A 20,804-nucleotide genomic window follows, 5' to 3' on the forward strand; every position below is an offset into this window, starting at 1 on the left:
TCTCGCCTTTCCATGTCAGCGCGCCTTTTTGTCCGAAGTTCCCCGACGATTTGCCCGCTTTCGCGGCAGATCGAATGACACGCGCGTTTTCCCGACACTCGCGGCCCGCGCCGCGCCTTCTGATCCTTCGACCGATGCGCCCTAAGCGCGCGTCGCTCGATCCGCCTCCCGCCGATGCCTTTATCTTCTTCCAACGCCTTGCCCGGCAAGGCAGGCCGACTGCTTTTCACTTGCGCGATCGGTTCCATCTGTACGGTCGTGGTCTGCAACGCGCTGCATCGTCCGACCGCGCCTTCGGCCGATGAGGACTACACGCCCGCCGTATCGCTGCCCCAGCGCGCCGCGCCGAAAACGCCGCCCGCGCCGACACGCACCACTGAAAGCGCGACCGTCGACGAGACGTTCTCCGATGCCGCGCAAAGCCTCGGCATCGACCAAGGGACGATCGCGACGCTCACCGAAGCGTTCGCGAGCAACGTCGACATGCGGCGCGATCTCAGAAAGGGCGACACGCTCAGCGTGGTCTATGACCGTCCGCAAGGCAGCGCAACCGCCGATGACCCGCCGCTCGCCGTGCGTCTGACGACCGGATCGTCATCGCACGACGTGTTCCTTTATCGCGATCCGAACGGCGAAACGCGCTATTACGCGAAGGACGGCAAGAGCACAAAACCCGCGTTATCGCGCTATCCGGTTGCGTTCACGCGGGTATCGTCGGACTTCTCGCTGCGAAGGTTCGATCCGGTCGTGCATCGCTGGCAAAGTCACGACGGCGTCGATCTCGCCGCGCCCATCGGGACGCCGGTGCACGCGACGGCGCAGGGCAAGGTGACGTTTGTCGGCAGGCAGACGGGTTACGGCAAGGTCGTCATGCTGGAAAATCCGCCGCCGTATTCGACCGTCTACGCGCATCTTTCGCGTTTCGCGAAAGGCATCAGGACTGGCGGAACGGTGCAGCGCGGGCAGGTGATCGGCTATGTCGGCGAAACGGGTTGGGCGACCGGACCGCATCTGCACTACGAAGTGCACGTGGATGACGTCGCGATGGACCCGCTCACCGTCGATCTTCCCGGCGACGATCGTCTGCACGGCGAAGAACGCCAGCGATTCGCGAGGGAAGCGGAAGCGCTGAGCGCCGAGCTCAACGGCTGACGTTCAGACGGCGAGACCGGCCGATTCCCGCACGGCCGCCAGAACGCGGCGGCTCTTGCCTGCGCGCTTGGCTTCGTAGAGCGCGTTGTCGGCGTCGCGCAGCACGCCGTCGAGTTCGTCGTGATGATGATCGAACATCGCGACGCCGATGCTCACGCCGATCTCCAGCATCGCGCCGGCATCGGTGACGAAGGGCTTCGACAACTCGCGCACGATGACATCCGCGAGCGCGAGCGGATCGGCCTGCGGCGGCGTGACGATCACGAACTCGTCGCCGCCGAGCCGCGCGACCAGCGATCCTTCGCCCGACAGATGCCGCAAACGGCGCGCGACCAGCGCGAGCAGCGTATCGCCGATTTCGTGGCCGTGGGCGTCGTTGATGGCCTTGAAGCCGTCGAGATCGAGATAGAGCAGGGCGGTGTGCTCTGGCGCGCTCGACCGGACCGCCCGGAAAAGACCCGCGCGGTTGAGGAGCCCGGTCAGTTCGTCGTGGCGCGCGCGGCGATCGTTTTCCTGTTCGGCTTTCATCGTGGAGACGAGCATGCCGTTCAGACGCCACGCGGCGGCGCTCATCGCAAAAAGATAAAACGGGATTTGCAAAAGCGTGAGCCAGAGCGTCGGCTCGCCCGAGAGCACCGCGCCGATGCAGCACGGCCCGAGCGACAAAAAGATCATCACCGCGACGAGACGCGGCGCGCCGAAATTGCGGAAGCAGATGCCGCCGACCATCGCGGCGGCGGACAGAAACGACAGCGTCGCGGCGACCCAGTCGCCCGACAGCACGGAGACCAGCGCGCCGTAGCCGACGGTTGCGCCCCAAAGCGGCGCGAGAAGCACGTAGGTATCCGTCAGCGTCGATTTGCGCTCGCGCGCGCGGCGTCGCGCGACGACGAGCACGACGAGCCGCACGAGACACACGGCGATTTCGAGCGCGAGCCAGATGTGGAAAGCGGGCGTCGGATGGCGGCCGTCCAGCACCCACGCGACGGCGACCGTGTTCAGCACGCCGCCCGCGAATATCGGCAGCGTGCCGAACAGGCTTCCGACGAGGGCGACGCGGATCGCGCGGGGAATGTCGGCTCCCGCGTGCAGCAACCACGTCGCCGCACGTCCGCGCGGCAGGGTGAACACCTCAGTTTGTTGTTCCATATCGGGCTTTTCGCGTCACGGTCGGGCCGGACCACACTGCGGATAACGGTCGTTCGCATCGAAACTTTAGTAGGCCGCCGCTTAACAACGGCGTGCAATCGGTTGGGAACAGGCGATAAAAAATAGTTATTCGCGGCGTGTTCTTGACTTTTTGTCCGCTTCGCGCGCGCCCATATCCGCTCGGGGAATCCGTCCGAATCGCGCGAAACCTTACGACCTGCTGTCATGTAGGGCTTTATTGAGAACGATTCGCGTTTACGTTAGCTTCGCGACTCCTACGGAAGTGGAGCACGCTTTATGGCTTACATGCACATACAGCCGGCATCGTCGAAGCGTTCTTCGACCTCGCCGCCGCCTTCGAATCTGCCTCTCGATGCTTACTGGCATCGGCGCGAACCCGCCGTCGCGCGTCCGGCGCCGCCCGAGCGCGAAGCCACCGGGCGCAGCCTGCTCGATCTCGCCATCGCCAACCGGCAGATGCTCGTGAACATGGCGCGCGGCGTCGTCGGTTGCGCGAGCCGTGCCGAGGACGTGGTGCATGACGTCTTCGTCAGTCTCATCGACTTGCCGCAGCAGGACGCCGTGCGTCAGCCGATGGGCTACATCGCGCGCATGGTGCGCAATGCGTCGATCGACGCGTGCAGGCGGCAAAGCCTCGAAAACATCTATCGCGCGGACGAGGAGGACGGCCTCGACGTGCCCTCGCACGAACTCTCGCCCGAAGCGCGCGCGCAGGCCCGCGACACGCTGCACCGCGTCTGCGATGCGCTCGCGCAGTTGCCCGAGCGCAATCGCGCCGCCTTCGAAATGGTGCGGCTGCGCGACGAGACGCTGCAAAGCGCGGCGCGCGCGCTGAACGTCTCGCAGACGCTCGTGCACTTCATGGTGCGCGACGCCCAGCAGCATTGCGCCGCTTGCCTCGACGCGCGCGAACGCAATGTCGCGTGTCCGGCGTTCGTCGGCGGTAAAAAAGCGCGCCGCTCATCCGTCTAGTCGATATAGGCCAACTCGCAGAGAGAGAGACATCACCATGTCGCAACAGCAGAACCACGCAGCCGACGATCTCGTCTACACGGTCGTCATCAACGACGAAGAGCAGTATTCGATCTGGCCGACGTTCCGCGACGTGCCCGCGGGATGGCGCGAAGCCGGCAAGCGCGGCGCGAAGGCCGATTGCCTCGCGTACATCGAACAGGTCTGGACCGACATGCGCCCCGCGAGCCTGCGCCGTCACATGGACGCCATCGCCACACAAGCCCGCGCGAGCCTGAACTGATGAGCGCGCTCTCCGTGACCGCGCCCGCGCTCGCCGATCTGCGGATCGAGCCGGGCTTGCCGGTCGTCGTATCGCCGCGCGCGGGCGTCGATCTGTCGCTCGCCGATGCCGCGCCGCTGCTGCATTCGATCGTCGCGGAATCGCTCGAACGCGCGGGCGGCGTGCGCTTCACCGGCTTTCGCGTCGAGTCGATCGAGGCGTTCCAGCAATTCGCCGCGTCGTTCGGCGATCCGCTGATCGGCTACGAATTCGCCTCGACGCCGCGCAGCCAGGTCGAGGGCGCGGTGTACACGTCGACGGAATATCCGCCGCATCGCTCGATTCCGCTGCACAACGAGCAGTCGTACACGCGCGAATGGCCGATGCGCATCTGGTTCCACTGCGCGCTCGCGGCGCGTGCGGGCGGCGCGACGCCGATCGCCGACAGCCGCGCGGTGTATCGCGCGCTCGGTCCGGCGCTCGTCGAACGCTTCGCGAAGCGCGAGCTGCTGTACGTGCGCAACTTCGGGCAAGGACTCGATCTGCCGTGGCAGAACGCGTTCGGCACGGACGATCCGCGCGAGGTCGAGCGCATCTGCGCGGCGCGCGGGATTGCCTGCGCGTGGCGCGACAGCGACGACGGCGAACTGCTGCTGCGCACGGAAGAGCGTTGTCAGGCGGTCGCGCGGCATCCGCGCACGGGCGACATGGTCTGGTTCAATCAGGCGAATCTCTTTCATCTTTCCGCGCTCGACGACGACATGCAGGAAGCGCTCGTCGATGCCGTCGGATTGGAAAACGTGCCGCGCAACGTCTTTTACGGCGACGGCGCGCCGCTCGAAGCCGATGCGCTCGCCGAGATCCGCGCGGTGCTCGACGAAAAGCGCATCGCATTTCCGTGGCTCACCGGCGACGTGCTGATGCTCGACAACATGCTGACCGCGCACGCGCGCGATCCGTTCGAAGGACCGCGCCGCGTCGTCGTGGCGATGGCGCAGAGTTACCGCGAGGCGCGATGACATTGCCCGTGGCGCTGCGCGCGCGTTCGTTGACGGTCGCCTATCGCGACGACGTCGTGCTGGAAAACCTCGACATCGATATCGCCGAAGGGCGCGTCACCGCGTTATGCGGACCGAACGGCTGCGGCAAGAGCACGTTGTTGCGCACGCTCGCCGGTTTGCAGGCGGCGCGCGCGGGATCGGTCGACGTGAACGGCAAGCCGCTCGCATCGATGCGCCGCCGCGCGCTCGCCCGCACGCTCACCATGCTCGCGCAGTTCAATCAGATTCCGGCGGGACTCACGGTGCGCGAACTCGTCGCCTACGGACGCTACGCGCACGGCGGCTGGATGCGCGGTCTCACGCGCGCGGACCACGCGGCGATCGATGCGGCGCTCGACGCGAGCGGACTCGTCGACGATGCCGCGCGCGATGTCGCCGCGCTTTCCGGCGGCGAGCGTCAGCGTGCGTGGATCGCGATGGCGCTCGCGCAGGAAGCGCCGATCGTGCTGCTCGACGAGCCGACGACGTACCTCGACATCCATCATCAGCTCGACATCCTGCGGGAATTGCGGCGGCTCAATCGCGAGCGCGGACTCACGATCGTCTGGGTGCTGCACGACCTGAATCAGGCGGCGGCGTTCTCCGACGAAATCGTGCTGATGCGCGCGGGGCGTATCGTCGCGCAAGGCTCGCCCGAAGCGATGATCGATCCGCGTCATTTGCTGGAGACTTTCGGCGTTCGCATGCTGCGCGTCACGCATCCGCAGACGGGCGCGCCGATGTGCGTGCCCGCTTACGATGGCGTCGAAGAACGGAGCATCGCCGCATGACGACGCTCGCGACTCGCCGCCGCCTGCATCGCGCGCATTCGTTCTGGGCGCGCGTGTCGCTCGTCATCGATCTGATCGCCGGACGCCGAACGACATGACGACGCTCGCCACGGCAAACGCATCGCGGGATCGCGTGGCCGCGCCGAATCGCGCGGGCGCGATCGCGTGTGCGTTGATCGCGCTGATTCTCGCGCTGGCCGCGCTGCGTCTCTATCCCGAACTGCGCGCGTGGCTCGATGCGCCATCGGGCACGGATGCCGCGCGTCTCGCGCATGTCTTTCTCTTCGATCTGGGCGCGCCGCGCGTGGCCGCCGCGCTCGTCGCGGGCGGCTGTCTCGCGGTCGCGGGCACGCTCTTTCAGGCGCTGACGCGCAACCCGCTCGCCGCGCCCGATCTGCTCGGCATCACCGGCGGCGCGCAGCTCGGGCTGCTCGCGGCGATGATCGCGCCGGAGGTCGTCGGCGCGGCGTCGGTGCCGTTGCTGTTCGTCTGCGGGCTCGCGGCGGCGGGTTGCGTCGCGGCCGCGGCGGGCGGCTGGCGCGCGACGCCCTTGCGCCTCGTGCTCGCGGGCAGCGTGTGCATGCTGCTTTTTTCCGCGGTCTCGACGCTCTTGCTCGCGTTCTTCGAGCAGACGGTCGTCGGCGCGTCGCTGTGGGCGAGCGGCAGTCTGTATCAGCCCGGCGCGACGGGATTGATGTCGGCGCTGCGCTGGCTCGTGTTGCCGCTTCTCGCGCTGCCGTTCGTGATGCGCCCGCTCGATCCGTTCGCGCTCGGCGACGATGCCGCTGTCGCCGCCGGCGTGAACGTCGATGCGACGCGTCTCTTCGCGATGACGGTCGCGGTCGGCTTCGCGAGCGTCGCGGTGGCGATCGCGGGCCCGCTGTCGTACGTCGGGCTGATCGCGCCGAATCTGCTGCGTCATCTGCGCGGCGCGAAAGCGTCGAAGCTCGCGGCGCTCGTGCCGCTCTCCGCGCTCGCGGGCGGCGCGCTCGTACTCGCGACCGACAGCGCCGTGCTCGCGCTCGATCTCGATTCGACCTTGTCGACGGGCGTCGCGATCGCATTCGTCGGCACGCCGCTGATGCTCGCGATGATCAGGAGCGGCGCGGCGTGGTCCGGCGCGCTGCACGCGGGCCAGGCGCGCGAATCGGCGCGGCGCGGCATGGGCGCGGTGCGGGCGTTGTCCGCGTGGCCGTCGCCTGCGCTCGCCGCTTTGCTCCTCGCCATCGGATGCGCGGTGCTCGCGATCGGCGCATCCATCGGTCCGACGATGCTCGGCCCCGCACGCTGGATCGATGCGCTCGCGCACCGCGACGACATCGCCCGCATGCTGCTCGAACTGCGCGTGCCGCGTCTTTTGTGCGCGTTGCTCGCGGGCGCGCTGCTCGCATCGAGCGGCGTGCTGATGCAGAGCATCGTGCGCAATCCGCTCGCCGGACCGGAAGTGCTCGGCGTGACGCAAGGCGCGGGTCTCGCGACGCTCGCCGCGCTGATGATCTGGCCGCTCGCCGGGCATCTCTTTCTCGCGGCGGCCGCGTTGACCGGCGGCGGCGCGACGCTCGGCATCACGCTGCTTTTCAATCGGCGGCATCGATACGCGCCGCTCGCGGTGGCGCTGACGGGCATCGTCATCGGCACGTTATGCACGACGCTCGCGCAATGGCTCATCACGCAGCAGAGCGTGCAGCCGGCGCGTTTTGTCGTGTGGCTCGTCGGCGGCACGTATGGGCGGAGCTGGGGCGAAGTCGCGACGATTCTGCCGTGGTGCGCGCTCGCGCTGCCGGTGCTGGCGTTGCTCGCGCGTCCGCTCGATCTGCTCGCGCTCGGCGACGAACAGGCGCTGGCGCTCGGCCTGCCGATCGCGCTCTTGCGTCCGCTCGTGCTCACGGTCGCGACGCTCGCCGCGTGCGCGGCGGTGGCGGCGGTCGGGCCGGTCGGCTTCATCGGCCTGATGGCGCCGCATCTCGCGACGATGCTCGGCGCGCGCACGCACGGCACGCGGCTCTGGCTCGCGGCATTGCTGGGCGCGCTCGTGCTCGCCGCCGCCGATCTCGCCGCGCGCACCCTGCTCGCGCCGCGTGAGATTCCGGCGGGCGTTCTGACCGCGCTGATCGGCGCGCCTTACATGCTGGCGCTGCTCGTCATCGAAACGCGTCGCGAGAAGGGCCGCGCGCGATGACAGAGCAAGCGCGTTCCTTCGCTGAATTCGCGCCGCCCGAGCTTGCGCCGTATCTGCAGAACGTGTGGCTCGGCAAGCCGGACGACGATGCACAACGCATCGCGCTGACATCGCTCGCCGATCATCGCGATGCATTGCTCGCCGCGATGATCGCGCTCTATGGCGGCGATGCCGCGCTTCATGCGCGCGCGCTGCTGTCGCAATGGAGCAAGTACTACTTCGGCCTCGCGGCGCCCGCGGGCGTGGCGGCGGCGAGGCTGCTCGGGCGTCCGCTCGATATGTCGCCCGAACGCACGCATCTCGTGCTGAAAGAGGGCATGCCCGCCGCGCTTCATTTCGATGCCGATGCATTGCGCGCACCCGATGCCGATCCCGCGCGCCGCTATGCGAGTCTCGTCGCGCATCTGGACAGCGTGATCGGCATGATCGCGGGCATGACGAAGATCGCACCGCGCGTGCTGTGGAGCAACGCGGGCAACGTGCTGGACTATTTGCTCGCGAATTGCCGGTCGATTTTCAGCGATGCCGATATCGACGCGGCCTGGCTCTTTCGCGCCGGCGATGCGAATCCGCTGCGCACGCCGATCCGCGATGCGACGCCGCGATCGACGGTTCTGCCCAACCCGTTTCGCGCGCGCCGCGTATGCTGCGTGCGCTATGAGATTCCCGGAGAGACGCAACTGTGCGCAAGCTGCCCGCTGCTTTTGACGATGCGCGACGAAGAACTCGCTTTGCAAGACGCCATCTCTCGATAGCGCTTGGAGCGTGTCTGTGCATCGCGTTCTCCGGTCAGCGCGCGCTCGCCTGCGCGCCGCTCGCCGGCAATCCGACCGTGTCGCAATTCAGCAAGACGATGCCTGCGCGCCCGTTGCGCATCGTCGTGCTCGAATTCATGTTCGCCGAAGACGTGGCCGCGATCGAAATGACGCCCGTCGGTGTCGTCGATCCCGAGTATTACGACGGCTGGATCGGCTACGACAGCGCGCGCTTCGAAGGCGTGCCGACGGTCGGCACGCGTCAGGAACCGAGTCTGGAAGCGATCGCATCGACGCGGCCGGATCTGATCATCGGCGTGGGTTATCGACATGCGCCGATTTTCGCGGCGCTGGATCGCATCGCGCCGACGGTGCTGTTTCAATTCAGCCCGGATGTGCAGAACGGCAAAGCCGATGGCGCGCGCACGCAGCTCGAATGGACGCGCAGCATCTTTCACACGATCGCGTGCATGACAGGACGCGAAGAGCAGGCGCGCATCGCCGATGCCAAGCTCGATGCGGGACTGGCTCGCGATGCCGCGCGTCTGAAGGAAGCGGGTTTGACGGGCACGCGCTTCGCGCTGTTGCAAGACCTCGGCCTGCCCGACCGATACTGGGCTTATACGGGTAACAGCACGGCGGCGGGCGTCGCGCGTGCGCTCGGCGTTCATCTGTGGCCTGAAAAGCCCACGCGCGAAGGCACGGTGTATGTGACGTCGGCGGACTTCCTGAAGCGGCCGGATGTGGCCGTGCTGTTCGTGACGACATCGAATGCGGCGACGTCCGTCGATGCCACACTCGATTCGCCGATATGGCGCTTCGTGCCCGCGAAGAAGGCACAGCGCGTGACGCTCGTCGAACCGAATATCTGGGGATTCGGCGGGCCGATGTCGGCGTTGAAGCTCGGCGACATGATTACCGAAAAGCTGCTTGCGTTGCCGAAGCATTGAAAAAACGGGGCCTTGCGCCCCGTTCATCGTTCAACCCGATGTGCCATTCGCCTGAACGTCGAGCGTTGCCGCTCTCACGCCGCCGCCGCGCGTCTCGTTCACGACCATTCCGTTCTCCAGCTTCAGCACGCGATCCGCGATGGAGAAATAGCGGTCGTCATGCGTCACGACGATGACAGTCTTGCCACGCGCACGCAACTCCGGCAACAACTGCTCGTAGAACACCGCTTTGAATGCCGGGTCCTGATCGGCGGCCCATTCATCGAAGAGATAGAGCGGACGGTCTTCGAGATACGCGACCACCAGCGCAAGCCGTTTGCGCTGACCTGTGGAAAGCGAGCGCGTCGAGAACGCGCCATCGACGACCTTCACCTTGTGATCCAGCGACAGCTTCGCGACGAGCGCATTCGCGCGGGCATCCGCGGCCGCGCGCGACGCATCGTTCGGATCGACGATGCCGAGCAGCGCATCGAACAGATGGAAGTCGTTGAACACGGCAGTGAAACGCTCGCGATATGCAGCGCGATTCGTTGCATCGACCGCGACGCCATCGACTTCGATCACGCCCGATTCAGGCTCATAAAGCCCTGTAAGCACTTTCGCAAGCGTGGTCTTGCCGCTGCCGTTTCCGCCGACGATGAACACGAGTTCACCCGGCCTGAACGTCAGATCGACGGGACCGATGCGGAACATGCGCTCGTCGCGTTCATGGAAATACGAGTGCGCGACGCCGCGCATGGTGAGCGTGTGAAAGCCCGCATCATCGGCGGAGGAAACAGAAACAGAAGATAGGCGCAGACTGCCGAACTCCGCCATCACGTTCTCGATGCGCGCCAGCGAAACGCGCGCCGCGTTCAGCGTGGGAATGTTGTTGAGCAGACCATCGAGCGGCACCAGCATGAACAGAAACACGACAACGTAGCCTGCTGTCGCGCCCGCATCCGCGCGCACGCCGAGCGATGGCCAGAACGCCGCAGCACCGAGAAAGCCGTAGAACAGAAAGATGATCCAGCCCACGCCGATCGCATAGGCGCTGAACGCGCGCCGCCGATGATCGCGCACTTCGCCGATTGCCGCGCCGAGTTGTCCATCGACGAACTGCTGCAAGCGCGCGCGATGCAGCTTCAATTCCTTCGCGCCCGCAAAGAGCGCGCCGAGATAGCCGAACAGCTTGTCCTGCGATTGCCCGGCCGCTTCGAGCGAAGCGATCGCGCGCTTGTCGCCGAGGTGATAGCCGAGCGATCCCGTGATGATCGCCGCGAGCGCGAGCAGGCAAACCGGCCACGACAGCCACGCGAGATAGCCGAGGCAGCCGAACACGATCGATCCGTGCATCACGATGTTCGGCAACGCGAAGAAGAGCATGGAGACATTGGTGGCGTCGTCGGTCAATACGGACTGAACGGGCGCCGCGCCGATGCGCTCGACATCGCGCAACTCCGCCGCCGCCACGCGCCGCGCGACATGCTCGCGCAGTTGCGCCATCGTGTCCTGCGAGAGCCGCGCGAACAGCACGCCCGATACGACGCGCGTGAAGAGCGCGATGACCGCGCACAACGCAAAGCGCCAGGCGAGCGCGCCATCGGCGGATGAAGGCGTCGATAGCGCGCGATTGAGCGTCGCGACGAGCATCACGCTCGCGATGCCGTTCATCACGCAGGCGACGAGCGCCACCGCGAATGCGCCGCGCGAGCGCTTGAGCAACGCGAGGATGAGGCGCGCAGCGGGCTTCTGCGTGGCGGAAGAATCTAAAGGCTCGTGGATAGCAGTCATTGGCAGGGCATCACTGAACTGAAGTCGGAAAGCGGCGCTGAACGCACCTCTACATAGAGACGTTTCAGCACGACGAATCTTTAGCGCATGAAAAGCGGTAAAAATTTTTTCGCGCGAATCGTCATCCCGAATGAAGCCGCATTTTCAGCGGCCCACGTTCGTGCCGCAGCTTTTCCCGATGCGGCCGGAACCCGAAGGAATTCATGCCGATGACGAGTTTTCCGACCGCGCTGCATCTTCGTATCAAGGCACTCGCGCGCCTTCAACCGGATGCGCCCGCCCTCGCATTCAATGCACATGACGACGCACGTCTCACACGCGGCGAACTGGATGCCCGCGCGTCGCGGCTCGCGGCGCGCCTGCGCGCTGCGGGCGTCGGCGCTGAAGTGCGCGTCGGCGTATGCGTCGAGCGTTCTTGTGAATTGTTCGTCGCGCTGCTTGCCGTGTTGAAGGCGGGCGGCGTATTCGTGCCGCTCGATCCGCATCATCCTGCCGCGCGTCTCGACTGGATCGCGGACGATGCGCGCCTCGCGCACGGCATCGTCGATCGACACGCCGACGATGCGATGCGCGCGCGCTTCACGCGATGCTTCGACGTAGAGCAAGACATCGCCGATGCGCCCACGCTCAACGACGCTGCGCCCGCGCATCCGCGCGCAGCCGCGTACATGATCTACACGTCGGGATCGACGGGCACGCCGAAGGCCGTCGTCGTCGAACATGGCCCGCTCGCCGCGCATTGCGATGCACTTGTGGCGGCGCTCGGCATCGGCGAGGGCGACAGCTTGCTGCACTTCGCATCGGTGAACTTCGATGCGGCGCACGAATGCTGGCTCGCGCCGCTGGCCGTGGGGGCGCGCGTCGTCATCACGGCGCCGCCGCCGTTCGCGCCCGAAGCAGCGCATACGTTGATCGAACGTGAACGCGTGAATGTGGCCGCGTTTCCGCCTGCTTATCTGCGCGAATTCGCTTCCGTTGCCGAGCGCAAAGGCGTGCCGGCCTCGTTGCGCGTGCTCGCGTTCGGCGGCGAGGCGCTGTCGCGTGAAGCGTTCGCGCGCGTGCGTCGTGTATTCGCGGCGCAGCGCCTCATCAACGGATATGGTCCGACGGAAGCCGTCATCTCGCCGATGCTCTGGCCCGTCGAGCCGCACGTCACGCCCGATCTCGACGATGCCGATGCGTATGCGTCGCTGCCCATCGGACGCGTGATCGGTCCGCGTGTCGCGCGCATCGACGATGGCGAGTTGCTGCTCGGCGGCGCGTGCATCGCGCGCGGCTATCACGGTCGCGCTGCGCTCACGGCGGAGCGTTTCGTGCCCGATGCTTCGGGCGAGCCGGGCGCGCGCATCTATCGCACGGGCGACCTCGCGCGCGAACGTGCCGATGGCGCCTACGACTATCTCGGCCGCATCGATGACCAAGTGCAGATTCGCGGCGTGCGCGTCGAGCCTGCGGAAATCGCCGCGTGTTTGCGCGCGCATCCATCCATTCGCGACGCAGCCGTGCTCGCCGATTCGACGAACGGACGCGTGCAACTAACCGCCTGTTTCACGCCCGCACATGAAGCTGTAAGCGATGCCGCGTTGAAGGCATATCTCGCGGAACATTTGCCCGCAGCCTGGCAGCCGCATCGGTATGTGAGGCTCGCGCGCCTGCCCTATACGTTGAACGGCAAGCTCGATCGCGATGCGTTGAAGAAGCAGGCGGATCGCGCAACGTCGATGTCGCGCGACGCGGATTACATCGAGCCGGCGACCGATACCGAACGCCGTCTCGCGCAAACTTGGCAGCGCATTCTCGACCATGCCGCGCCCATCGGACGTGCTGATCGCTTCTTCGAACGCGGCGGCGATTCGCTCGCGGCGATGCAGTTGCAGGCGGCGATCCGCATCGACTGGCGCGTGAATCTGCGGCTCGATACGATCTTCGACGATCCGCCGCTGCAAGCACTGGCCGCATCGATCGATGCGAGCGAGAAGGAGGCGAGCGACCCGGTCATCGTGAGAAGCGTGGTTTCGTCGGATGCGCCTTATGTCGATCGCGCGGCATCGTTCGCGCAGCAGCGCTTCTGGGTGCTCGCGCAAACGCGCGACGCGGGCGCGGCGTATCACGTCGCGGGTCGTTGGGACATCAGCGGCAGGCTCGATGTAAACGCATTGCAACGCGCGCTGGATCATTTGATCGAACGCCACGAGGCATGGCGCACGACGCTCGTCGAGAACGAAGACGGCGTCGTCATGCAGCGCATTCACAAGTCCTTACCGGTGACGATTCAGCGTGTGAATCACAGTTCGAATGCTGATGAAGAACGTCACGCGAGCGAAGCGTTCGACTTGTCGAATGGTCCGCTGTTGCGCGCGACGCTCGTATCGTCCGGCGATGAATCGCACCGGCTGATGCTGGCGGCGCACCACGCGATCACGGATGGCTATAGCTCGCGCATCGTCTTCGATGAACTCGCGCATGTTTATAGCGCGTACGCGCAAGGCCAAACGCCTTCGCTTGCCGCGTTGCCGATTCAATACGCGGATTACGCGCAGTGGCAGCGCGAACTCGTCGCGGGTGAAGAGGGCGCGCGTCAGCTTCGCTTCTGGCGCAAGGCGCTCGATGCCGCGCCTGAACCGCTCGCGCTTCCTTTGGATCGCGCGCGTCCAGCCGAACGCGATCATCGCGGGCAACGCGTAACGTTGCGCTTGTCCGCCGATACGTCGAACGCATTGCGTCAGCTTGCACGCACGAAGCACGCGTCGCCGTTCGTCGTGTTGCTGAGCGCGTTCGACGCGTGGCTTCATCGGCTTACGGGCGCAAACGATTTCGTTGTTGCGACGCCGGTCGCGCATCGGCAGCGGCCCGAGACGGCGGCGCTCATCGGCCTGTGCCTGAACACGCTGGCGTTGCGTGCGCGCGTCGATGCGGCTCAAACGTTTTCCGATCTGATGGAAGCGACGCGCATTCATGCGCTCGATGCGTTCGCGCATCAGGACGTGCCGTTCGATCGCGTGCTCGATGCAGTGAAGCCGCCCGTCGCGCGTGGCGACGAGTGGCTGCGCGTGAAGCTCGCGCAGCAGTTCGATGCAGCGTTGACATCGACGTTGCCGAACGCATCGGCGATTGCAACGCCCGGCCCCGATCTCGCGGCGCGTTTCGATTTCGCGCTCGACTTCACCGACGATGTTCGCGGCATCGAACTCGTCGCGGCTTACGCGTGCGATTGCATCGATGAAGCCACCGCGCGCGCATGGCTTGCGAGCTTCGCGACGCTCGTCGCGGATGCGGTGCGCGATCCGTCGCGCCCGATCGCATCGCTCGATTGCATGCCCCAGCGCGACGTGCAACGAGGCCGCGCACTGAACTTCGAAGCCGACGATATCCTCGCGTTGATCGCGCATCACGCGAGCGCGACGCCTCATCGCATCGCGCTTGCGGACGCGCATACGCAGATCAGTTACGCCGAACTCGACGACGCATCGAACCGCATCGCGCTCGCGTTGCGTCATAAAGGCGCGAAGGCGGAGCAGGCGGTCGCGGTGTGCATCGAACGTTCGGTGCGCTTCGTCGTTGCGTTGATCGGCGCGATGAAGTCGGGTGCCTATGCGGTGCCGCTCGATCCGTCGATGCCGCACGCGCGCATCGATGCCGCGATCGACGCATGCGGCGCGCGTTTCGCGCTCGTCGCGATGAACGACGACAACGCGCCGCGCGCGCTCGGCAATGCTCAACTGCTCGATGTCGATACGCTCGCGCACGATGCATCGCTCGCGAATGCCGCCGTGCCGCGCGTGCAGCTTGCGCCTGCGCAGACCGCTTATGTCATCTTCACGTCGGGCTCGACGGGCGCGCCGAAGGGCGTAGCGGTGCCGCATCGCGCGCTCGCCGACTACGTGCAAGGCATGCTCGATGAACTCGCGTTCGCGCCTGGCGCATCGATGGCGATGGTCTCGACGGTCGCCGCCGATCTCGGTCATACGACGCTCTTCGGCGCATTGTGTTCGGGACGCACGCTGCATCTGTTGCCTGCTCGATGCGCGTTCGATCCGGATCGCTTTGCCGCAGAAATGCGCGTGCGCGAAGTGGGCGTGCTGAAGATCGTGCCGAGTCATCTGCACGCGCTGCTCGAAGCGCAGCATCCTGCCGATGTGTTGCCGTCGCATGCGCTCGTGACGGGCGGCGAGTCGTTGCCGTGGGCGCTGGTCGATCGCGTGAAGGCGTTGAAGCCTTCGTGCCGCGTCATCAATCACTATGGTCCGACGGAAGCGACTGTCGGCGCCATTGCGTGCGAAGCGTCTGCATTCGCCGACGATGAACGCAATGCGCAGAGCGTGCCGCTCGGACGCCCAATGCCCAATGCCGAGGCTTATGTTCTCGATACATCCGGCGCGTGCGTGCCGCCGGGCGGCATCGGCGAGTTGCATATCGGCGGGCCGGGCGTTGCGCTCGGTTATCTCGGACGCGCCGCGGCGACAGCGGAGCGCTTCATGCCGCATCCGTTCGTGCGCGGCGAACGCCTTTATCGGACCGGCGATCGCGTTCGTCTGCTCGCGGATGGACGTATCGCCTTCCTCGGCCGTCTTGACGATCAGGTGAAAATTCGCGGCTATCGTGTCGAGCCGGGCGAAGTGAGCGCGGCATTGCGCGCGATCGAAGGCGTGGCTCAGGCCGAAACATTGCCCGTCGATCGCGATGGGCGTCTTCAGCTTGTCTCGTTCGTGACCGGTTCCGCGCAAGACGATTCGACGTTGCGCGATGCGCTCGGCGCGCGCCTGCCCGACTACATGGTGCCCGCGACGATCGTCATGCTCCGCGCGTTGCCGATGACCGCCAACGGCAAGATCGATCGTGCAGCATTGCGCAGCATCGCATCGAAGCCGGTCGAATCCGTCGTAACGAGCGATACGCCGCGCGGCGACACCGAGGAAGCCATCGCCTCGGTATGGCAGGACGTGTTGAAGGCGAAGCACGTCGGGCGCGATGACAACTTCTTCGAGCTTGGCGGCGATTCGATTCTCGTGCTGCAAGTAATCGCGCGTCTGCGCAAGCGAGGCCTTCGCGTCACGCCGAAACAGGTTTTCGATAACGCGACAGTCGCGCAACTCGCGCTAGTCGCGAAGCCTGTCGACACGAACGAAGCGAAAGCGCCTGTCGTCGCGACGAAACAGGCGGATGGAAGCGCAGCGTTGACGCCCGCGCAATTGCGCTTCTTCGCACTCGACATTCCGCAGCGCGGGCATTGGAATCAATCGGTGGAATTCGACGCGAATGCATCGTTCGATCTCGACGCCTTTGCGCGCGCGTTGGATGCGCTGCTTACGCATCACGCTATCTTCAGGCAACGCTTCGAGCGCGATGGCACGACTAACGCATGGCGCATCGTGCGGGCATCGAAGGCATTCGATACGCTGCCGCTCGCAGCCGTCGCCGCGAACGATGAAACGGATGCGCTTGCGCAGTTCGATGCGATTCAGCGCACGCTCGACATTTCGCACGGGCCGCTCGCATGCGCGCTCGTTGCATCGCTTGCGGACGGACGCACGAAGCTCTATCTGGCAATTCATCATCTGATCGTCGATGGCGTGTCGTGGCGCATCCTGCTCGACGATCTGTCGAGCGCATATCAAGCGGCGCAGTCGCGCGGCACCGCGAGTCTTGCGCGTACCGGCGCGACGGCGTCGCAATGGGCCGCGCGCCTTGCGGCAGCGGCGCGTGACACACACTCTCCCTTCGCAGACGAGGCGAAATACTGGATCACCACACTCGCTGCGGGCGATGACCTGCGTCTCGATCATCCGCAAGCGAAGGCAACGAACGCAGACGCCGCGGTCATCGAACAGACGCTCGAAGTCGATCTCACGCGTGCCGTGCTCGCCGATGCCAACCTCGCCTATCGCACGCAGACGATCGAACTGCTGATCGCGGCGCTTGCTCATGCGACCGGCGCGACGTGCCGCATGGAGCTGGAAGGACATGGCCGCGAACCGCTCTTCGACGATATCGACGCAAGCCGCACGCTCGGATGGCTGACGAGTCACTATCCGGTTTCGATTCCGGTGCTGGCATCGCCGATCGAAACGCTCGCAGCCGCGAAAGACACGCTGCGCGCAGTGCCGAACAAAGGTCTCGGCTTCGGCGTGCTGCGCCATTTCGGCGACGATGCGACGCGCGCTTCGCTCGAAGCATTGCCGCGGCCGCGCGTGACCTTCAACTACCTCGGTCAGTTCGATTCGCTCGATTCGCGCGACGCAGCGTTCACGCCGCGCTTCGGCGGCGCGGGTTGCGAGCGCGATCCTTCCGGTCCGCTCGGCAACGCGCTCGCGATTCACGCTTATGTCGCCGATGGAGCGGAGCGCACGCTCAGGCTGCATTGGGTCTACGGCGCGACGCAATTCGAACGCGCGACGATCGAGGCGCTTGCGCAGCGATTCGAGGGCACGCTCGCCGATATCGTCGCTGCATGCGCCGGGCGCATCGCGATGAAAGGCGCAGGCGCGACGCCGGGCGATTTCCCGCTCGCCCGCGACGGCGGTTTGACGCAAGCGGCGCTCGAACGCCTGCCTGTGGATCTGCGCAGCATCGCCGATATCTATCCCCTCTCGCCGATGCAGCAGGGCATCCTGTTCCACTCGCTGTTCGCGCCTGAGCAGTCGACGTATGTGAATCAGTTTGCCGCAACGTTGATCGCGCCCGATGTAGACCGCCTGCGCGCGGCCTTCGAGGCTTCCGTGCCGCGTCACGACATCCTGCGCACAGGCTTTACCGCCGATGAAGCCGCACCGATGCAGATCGTGCATCGCCAGGCGCGCTTGCCTTTCGATGTGATCGACTGGCGCGAACGTAGCGATGCATCGGCCGCCTTCGAAACGTGGCTCGCCGACGATCGCGCGCGCGGCTTCGATCTTGCCGCGCCGCCCCTGATGCGCGTCACGCTGATTCGCGTCACCGACGATGAATGGCGCATCGTGTGGACGCGTCATCATCTGCTGCTCGATGGCTGGAGCACGGCCCGCATGTTCGCGGATGTCCTGCGCGACTACATCGAGCCGCCGCGCGCGCAGCCGTTCGTCGCGCACGCGAAGACGCGTTATCGCGACTTCATCGAATGGCTCGCGACACGCGATGCGCAAGCCGACCAAGCGTTCTGGACCGACCGTCTCGCACGCCTCGGCGAACCGACGCGCATCGCGCAGCGCGAAGCGAGCAAGGCGCCGACACTCGACGATCATCGCTCGTGGCGCGCGTCGCTCGACCCTGCGATGACCGCGCGTCTCACCGACGCCGCGCGCCGTCTGCGCGTGACGCTCAACACGCTCGTGCAAGGCGCGTGGGCGCTAGTGTTGCAGCGCATGACGCATCAGGCGAGCGTGGCGTACGGCGCGACGGTCGCAGGCCGCCCGGACTCGCTCGCCGATATCGACGGCGTACTGGGACTCTTCATCAACACGTTGCCGGTGATCGCCGAGCCGCTGCCGCAACGCGCCGCGTCCGCATGGCTGCGCGAATTGCAAGCGGATAACGCCGCAGCCCACGAACACGCTCACACGCCGCTCGCGGATATTCAACGCTGGGCAGGTCAAGGCGGCGGTGCGTTGTTCGACACGCTCGTCGTATTCGAGAACTATCCCGTCGATGAAGCATGGGCCGGCCGCGACGAACGCGCGCTAAAAATGCGCGCGTTGCGCAACATCGAAGCGACCGACTTCGCGTTGACGCTCGTCGTGGAGGCGGGCGAAGCTATCGTCATCGACTATGGATACGACGCGGCGCGTCTGGATGAATCGCGTGTGGCGGCACTGCATCGCGCGCTATCCACATGTCTCGACGCATTTGCGACGAACCCCGATGTGCCGCTCGGCACGATCGCGCTCGCGGATGACGTCGCGCGTTTCAATGCGACAGCGCGCGCATGGAGCGATATCGAAAGCCTGCCACTGCATCGGCAATTCGAACGCATGGCGAACGCCGCGCCCGATGCCATCGCGCTTGAGATGATCGCGGTCGACGGCATTGTGAATCGCATCACGTATGCGCAGTTGAACGAGCGCGCGAATCGCGTTGCCGCTGCGTTGCTTGCAGCGGGCGTCGCGCACGACACGGCGGTCGCGCTGTGCGTCGAGCGTTCGTTCGACATGGTCGTTGCACTGTTCGGCGTGTTGAAGGCGGGCGCGGCGTATCTGCCGATCGATCCGGATTACCCGGCGGATCGCATCGCCTATCTGCTCGACGATGCAAAACCCGCTGTCGTGTTGACGCAAACGCACTTGCGTGCGCGCGTGGAGTCGGTTGCTTCGACGGCGCGCGTGTTCGATGTCGATGCGCTCATGCAAGGCGACGCGACGCTCACTGCGTCCATCGACGTCACCGATGCGCATCTCGCGTATCTCATCTACACGTCCGGCTCGACCGGCAAGCCCAAAGGCGCGGGCAACACGCATGGCGCGCTGGCGAACCGTATTGCGTGGATGCAGGACGCCTATCGCCTGACGCGCGACGACGTCGTGCTTCACAAGACGCCGTTCGGTTTCGACGTTTCCGTATGGGAGTTCGTATGGCCGCTCGCGACGGGCGCGAAGCTCGCTATCGCCGCGCCCGGCGATCATCGCGATCCGGCGCGGCTCGTCGCAGCCATTGAGGCGCATCGCGTGAGCACGCTGCATTTCGTGCCGTCGATGCTCGCGGCGTTCGTCGCGCATATCGACGAGTTCGGCGATGCGAAGCGCTGCGCGAGCATCGAGCGAATCGTCGCGAGCGGTGAAGCGCTTGCGCCCGAGCTCGTCGCGCGCGTCGCGAGGCTCTTGCCGAACGCGCGGCTCCACAACCTCTATGGTCCGACCGAAGCCGCCATCGACGTATCGCACTGGACGTGCAGCGCGGACGATATCGAATCCGCTTCCGTACCTATCGGTCATCCGATCGCGAACCTGCAACTGCATGTGCTCGATGCAGCGCTTCATCCGGTGGCCGCGGGCGGCATCGGCGAACTCTATCTCGGCGGTGCGGGACTCGCGCGCGGCTATCTCGGACGGCCGTCGCTGACAGCGGAGCGCTTCGTGCCCGACCCGTTCGTCGCGGGCGCGCGACTGTATCGCACGGGCGATCTTGCGCGCCGCCGCGACGATGGCGCGCTCGACTATCTCGGCCGCATCGACACGCAAGTGAAGCTGCGCGGACAACGAATCGAGCCGGGCGAGATCGAAGCGCTGCTGCGCGCCGAGCCGGATGTGCGCGATGCGGTCGTGATCGTGCGCGACGAGCAGTTGATCGGCTACGTCTCATGCGCGGCATCGGAGACCTTCGATGAAAGCGCCGTGCTGAATTCGTTGCGTTCGCAACTACCTGCGTACATGGTGCCCGCGCGTGTGATGGCACTCGACGCGTTGCCGGTCACGCCGAATGGCAAATGCGACCGCAACGCGCTGCCGGCCCCGGCGCGAACGCAACGCATCGTGACGGCGGCGCGAACGCAGACGGAACGCGAACTCGCCGCAATCTGGCAGCGCGTGCTGCGAGTGGAGGCCATCGGCCGCGACGACGATTTCTTCACGCTCGGCGGCCACTCGCTGCTCGCGACGCAAGCGAACGCTCAGGCCAATCTGCACTGGTCGCTCACGTTGCCGCTGCGCACGCTGTTCGATGAACGCACGCTTGCGCGCTGCGCCGCCGCGATCGACGCCGCGCTGGCTTCACGCGATGAAAAGGGCGGCGCGCATGAAGCCGCGAGCGTCATCGATGCCTTGCTCGATGAACTGGAGACGCAATGAAAACCGCA

Annotated in this window: 11 protein-coding genes; 9 read left to right on the forward strand and 2 right to left on the reverse strand. The window is 65.9% G+C overall.

The window, feature by feature from the left end; all coding sequences use genetic code 11:
- The first annotated feature begins 174 nt into the window (after positions 1–174).
- A complete protein-coding gene (locus NCT05_RS26570; protein ID WP_250503565.1) occupies positions 175–1,152 on the forward strand; it encodes a M23 family metallopeptidase in 978 nt (325 codons plus the stop codon).
- Between the two features lie 3 nt (positions 1,153–1,155).
- Here NCT05_RS26570 and NCT05_RS26575 read toward each other — a convergent pair whose 3' ends face one another.
- The gene (locus NCT05_RS26575) at positions 1,156–2,301 is read right to left on the reverse strand and encodes a GGDEF domain-containing protein (protein ID WP_250441322.1); all 1,146 of its coding nucleotides are present in this window, start codon (positions 2,299–2,301) and stop codon (positions 1,156–1,158) included.
- A 297-nt stretch (positions 2,302–2,598) separates the two neighbouring features.
- On the opposite strand from NCT05_RS26575, the gene NCT05_RS26580 reads away from it, so the two are divergent.
- The 7 genes from NCT05_RS26580 to NCT05_RS26610 all read left to right on the forward strand — a co-directional run bounded on the left by NCT05_RS26580 (position 2,599) and on the right by NCT05_RS26610 (position 9,271).
- Positions 2,599–3,294, forward strand: a complete 696-nt coding sequence (locus NCT05_RS26580; RefSeq protein ID WP_008347629.1) for an RNA polymerase factor sigma-70 — start codon at positions 2,599–2,601, stop codon at positions 3,292–3,294.
- A 37-nt stretch (positions 3,295–3,331) separates the two neighbouring features.
- Complete coding sequence (locus tag NCT05_RS26585; RefSeq protein ID WP_008347630.1) at positions 3,332–3,577, forward strand: MbtH family protein; 246 nt, start codon at positions 3,332–3,334, stop codon at positions 3,575–3,577.
- A complete protein-coding gene (locus NCT05_RS26590) occupies positions 3,577–4,575 on the forward strand; it encodes a TauD/TfdA family dioxygenase (protein WP_008347633.1) in 999 nt (332 codons plus the stop codon). Before NCT05_RS26585 ends, NCT05_RS26590 begins: the two co-directional genes overlap by 1 nt.
- A complete protein-coding gene (locus NCT05_RS26595; protein ID WP_250437156.1) occupies positions 4,572–5,387 on the forward strand; it encodes an ABC transporter ATP-binding protein in 816 nt (271 codons plus the stop codon). The genes NCT05_RS26590 and NCT05_RS26595 overlap by 4 nt, the downstream gene beginning before the upstream one ends.
- A gap of 94 nt (positions 5,388–5,481) precedes the next feature.
- A complete protein-coding gene (gene fhuB, locus NCT05_RS26600; protein WP_250503566.1) occupies positions 5,482–7,566 on the forward strand; it encodes a Fe(3+)-hydroxamate ABC transporter permease FhuB in 2,085 nt (694 codons plus the stop codon).
- Entirely contained in the window at positions 7,563–8,321 is a 759-nt protein-coding gene (gene fhuF, locus NCT05_RS26605) for a siderophore-iron reductase FhuF (RefSeq protein ID WP_250503567.1), read from the forward strand. The genes fhuB and fhuF overlap by 4 nt, the downstream gene beginning before the upstream one ends.
- Positions 8,318–9,271 (forward strand): ABC transporter substrate-binding protein, encoded by a 954-nt coding sequence (locus NCT05_RS26610; RefSeq protein WP_502801801.1) that lies wholly within the window; start codon positions 8,318–8,320, stop codon positions 9,269–9,271. Before fhuF ends, NCT05_RS26610 begins: the two co-directional genes overlap by 4 nt.
- Positions 9,272–9,301: 30 nt before the next feature.
- Here NCT05_RS26610 and NCT05_RS26615 read toward each other — a convergent pair whose 3' ends face one another.
- On the reverse strand, positions 9,302–11,044 hold the full coding sequence (locus NCT05_RS26615) for a cyclic peptide export ABC transporter (protein WP_250503568.1): 1,743 nt from the start codon (positions 11,042–11,044) through the stop codon (positions 9,302–9,304).
- 209 nt (positions 11,045–11,253) lie between these two features.
- Between NCT05_RS26615 and NCT05_RS26620 the strand changes: the two genes are divergently transcribed.
- Positions 11,254–20,796: a non-ribosomal peptide synthetase gene (locus tag NCT05_RS26620; protein WP_250503569.1), complete on the forward strand. Its 9,543-nt coding sequence runs from the start codon at positions 11,254–11,256 to the stop codon at positions 20,794–20,796.
- The last annotated feature ends 8 nt before the right edge of the window (positions 20,797–20,804 follow it).

Origin of the sequence: Caballeronia sp. AZ7_KS35, from assembly GCF_023631045.1 — a bacterium.
Taxonomy (GTDB): domain Bacteria; phylum Pseudomonadota; class Gammaproteobacteria; order Burkholderiales; family Burkholderiaceae; genus Caballeronia; species Caballeronia zhejiangensis.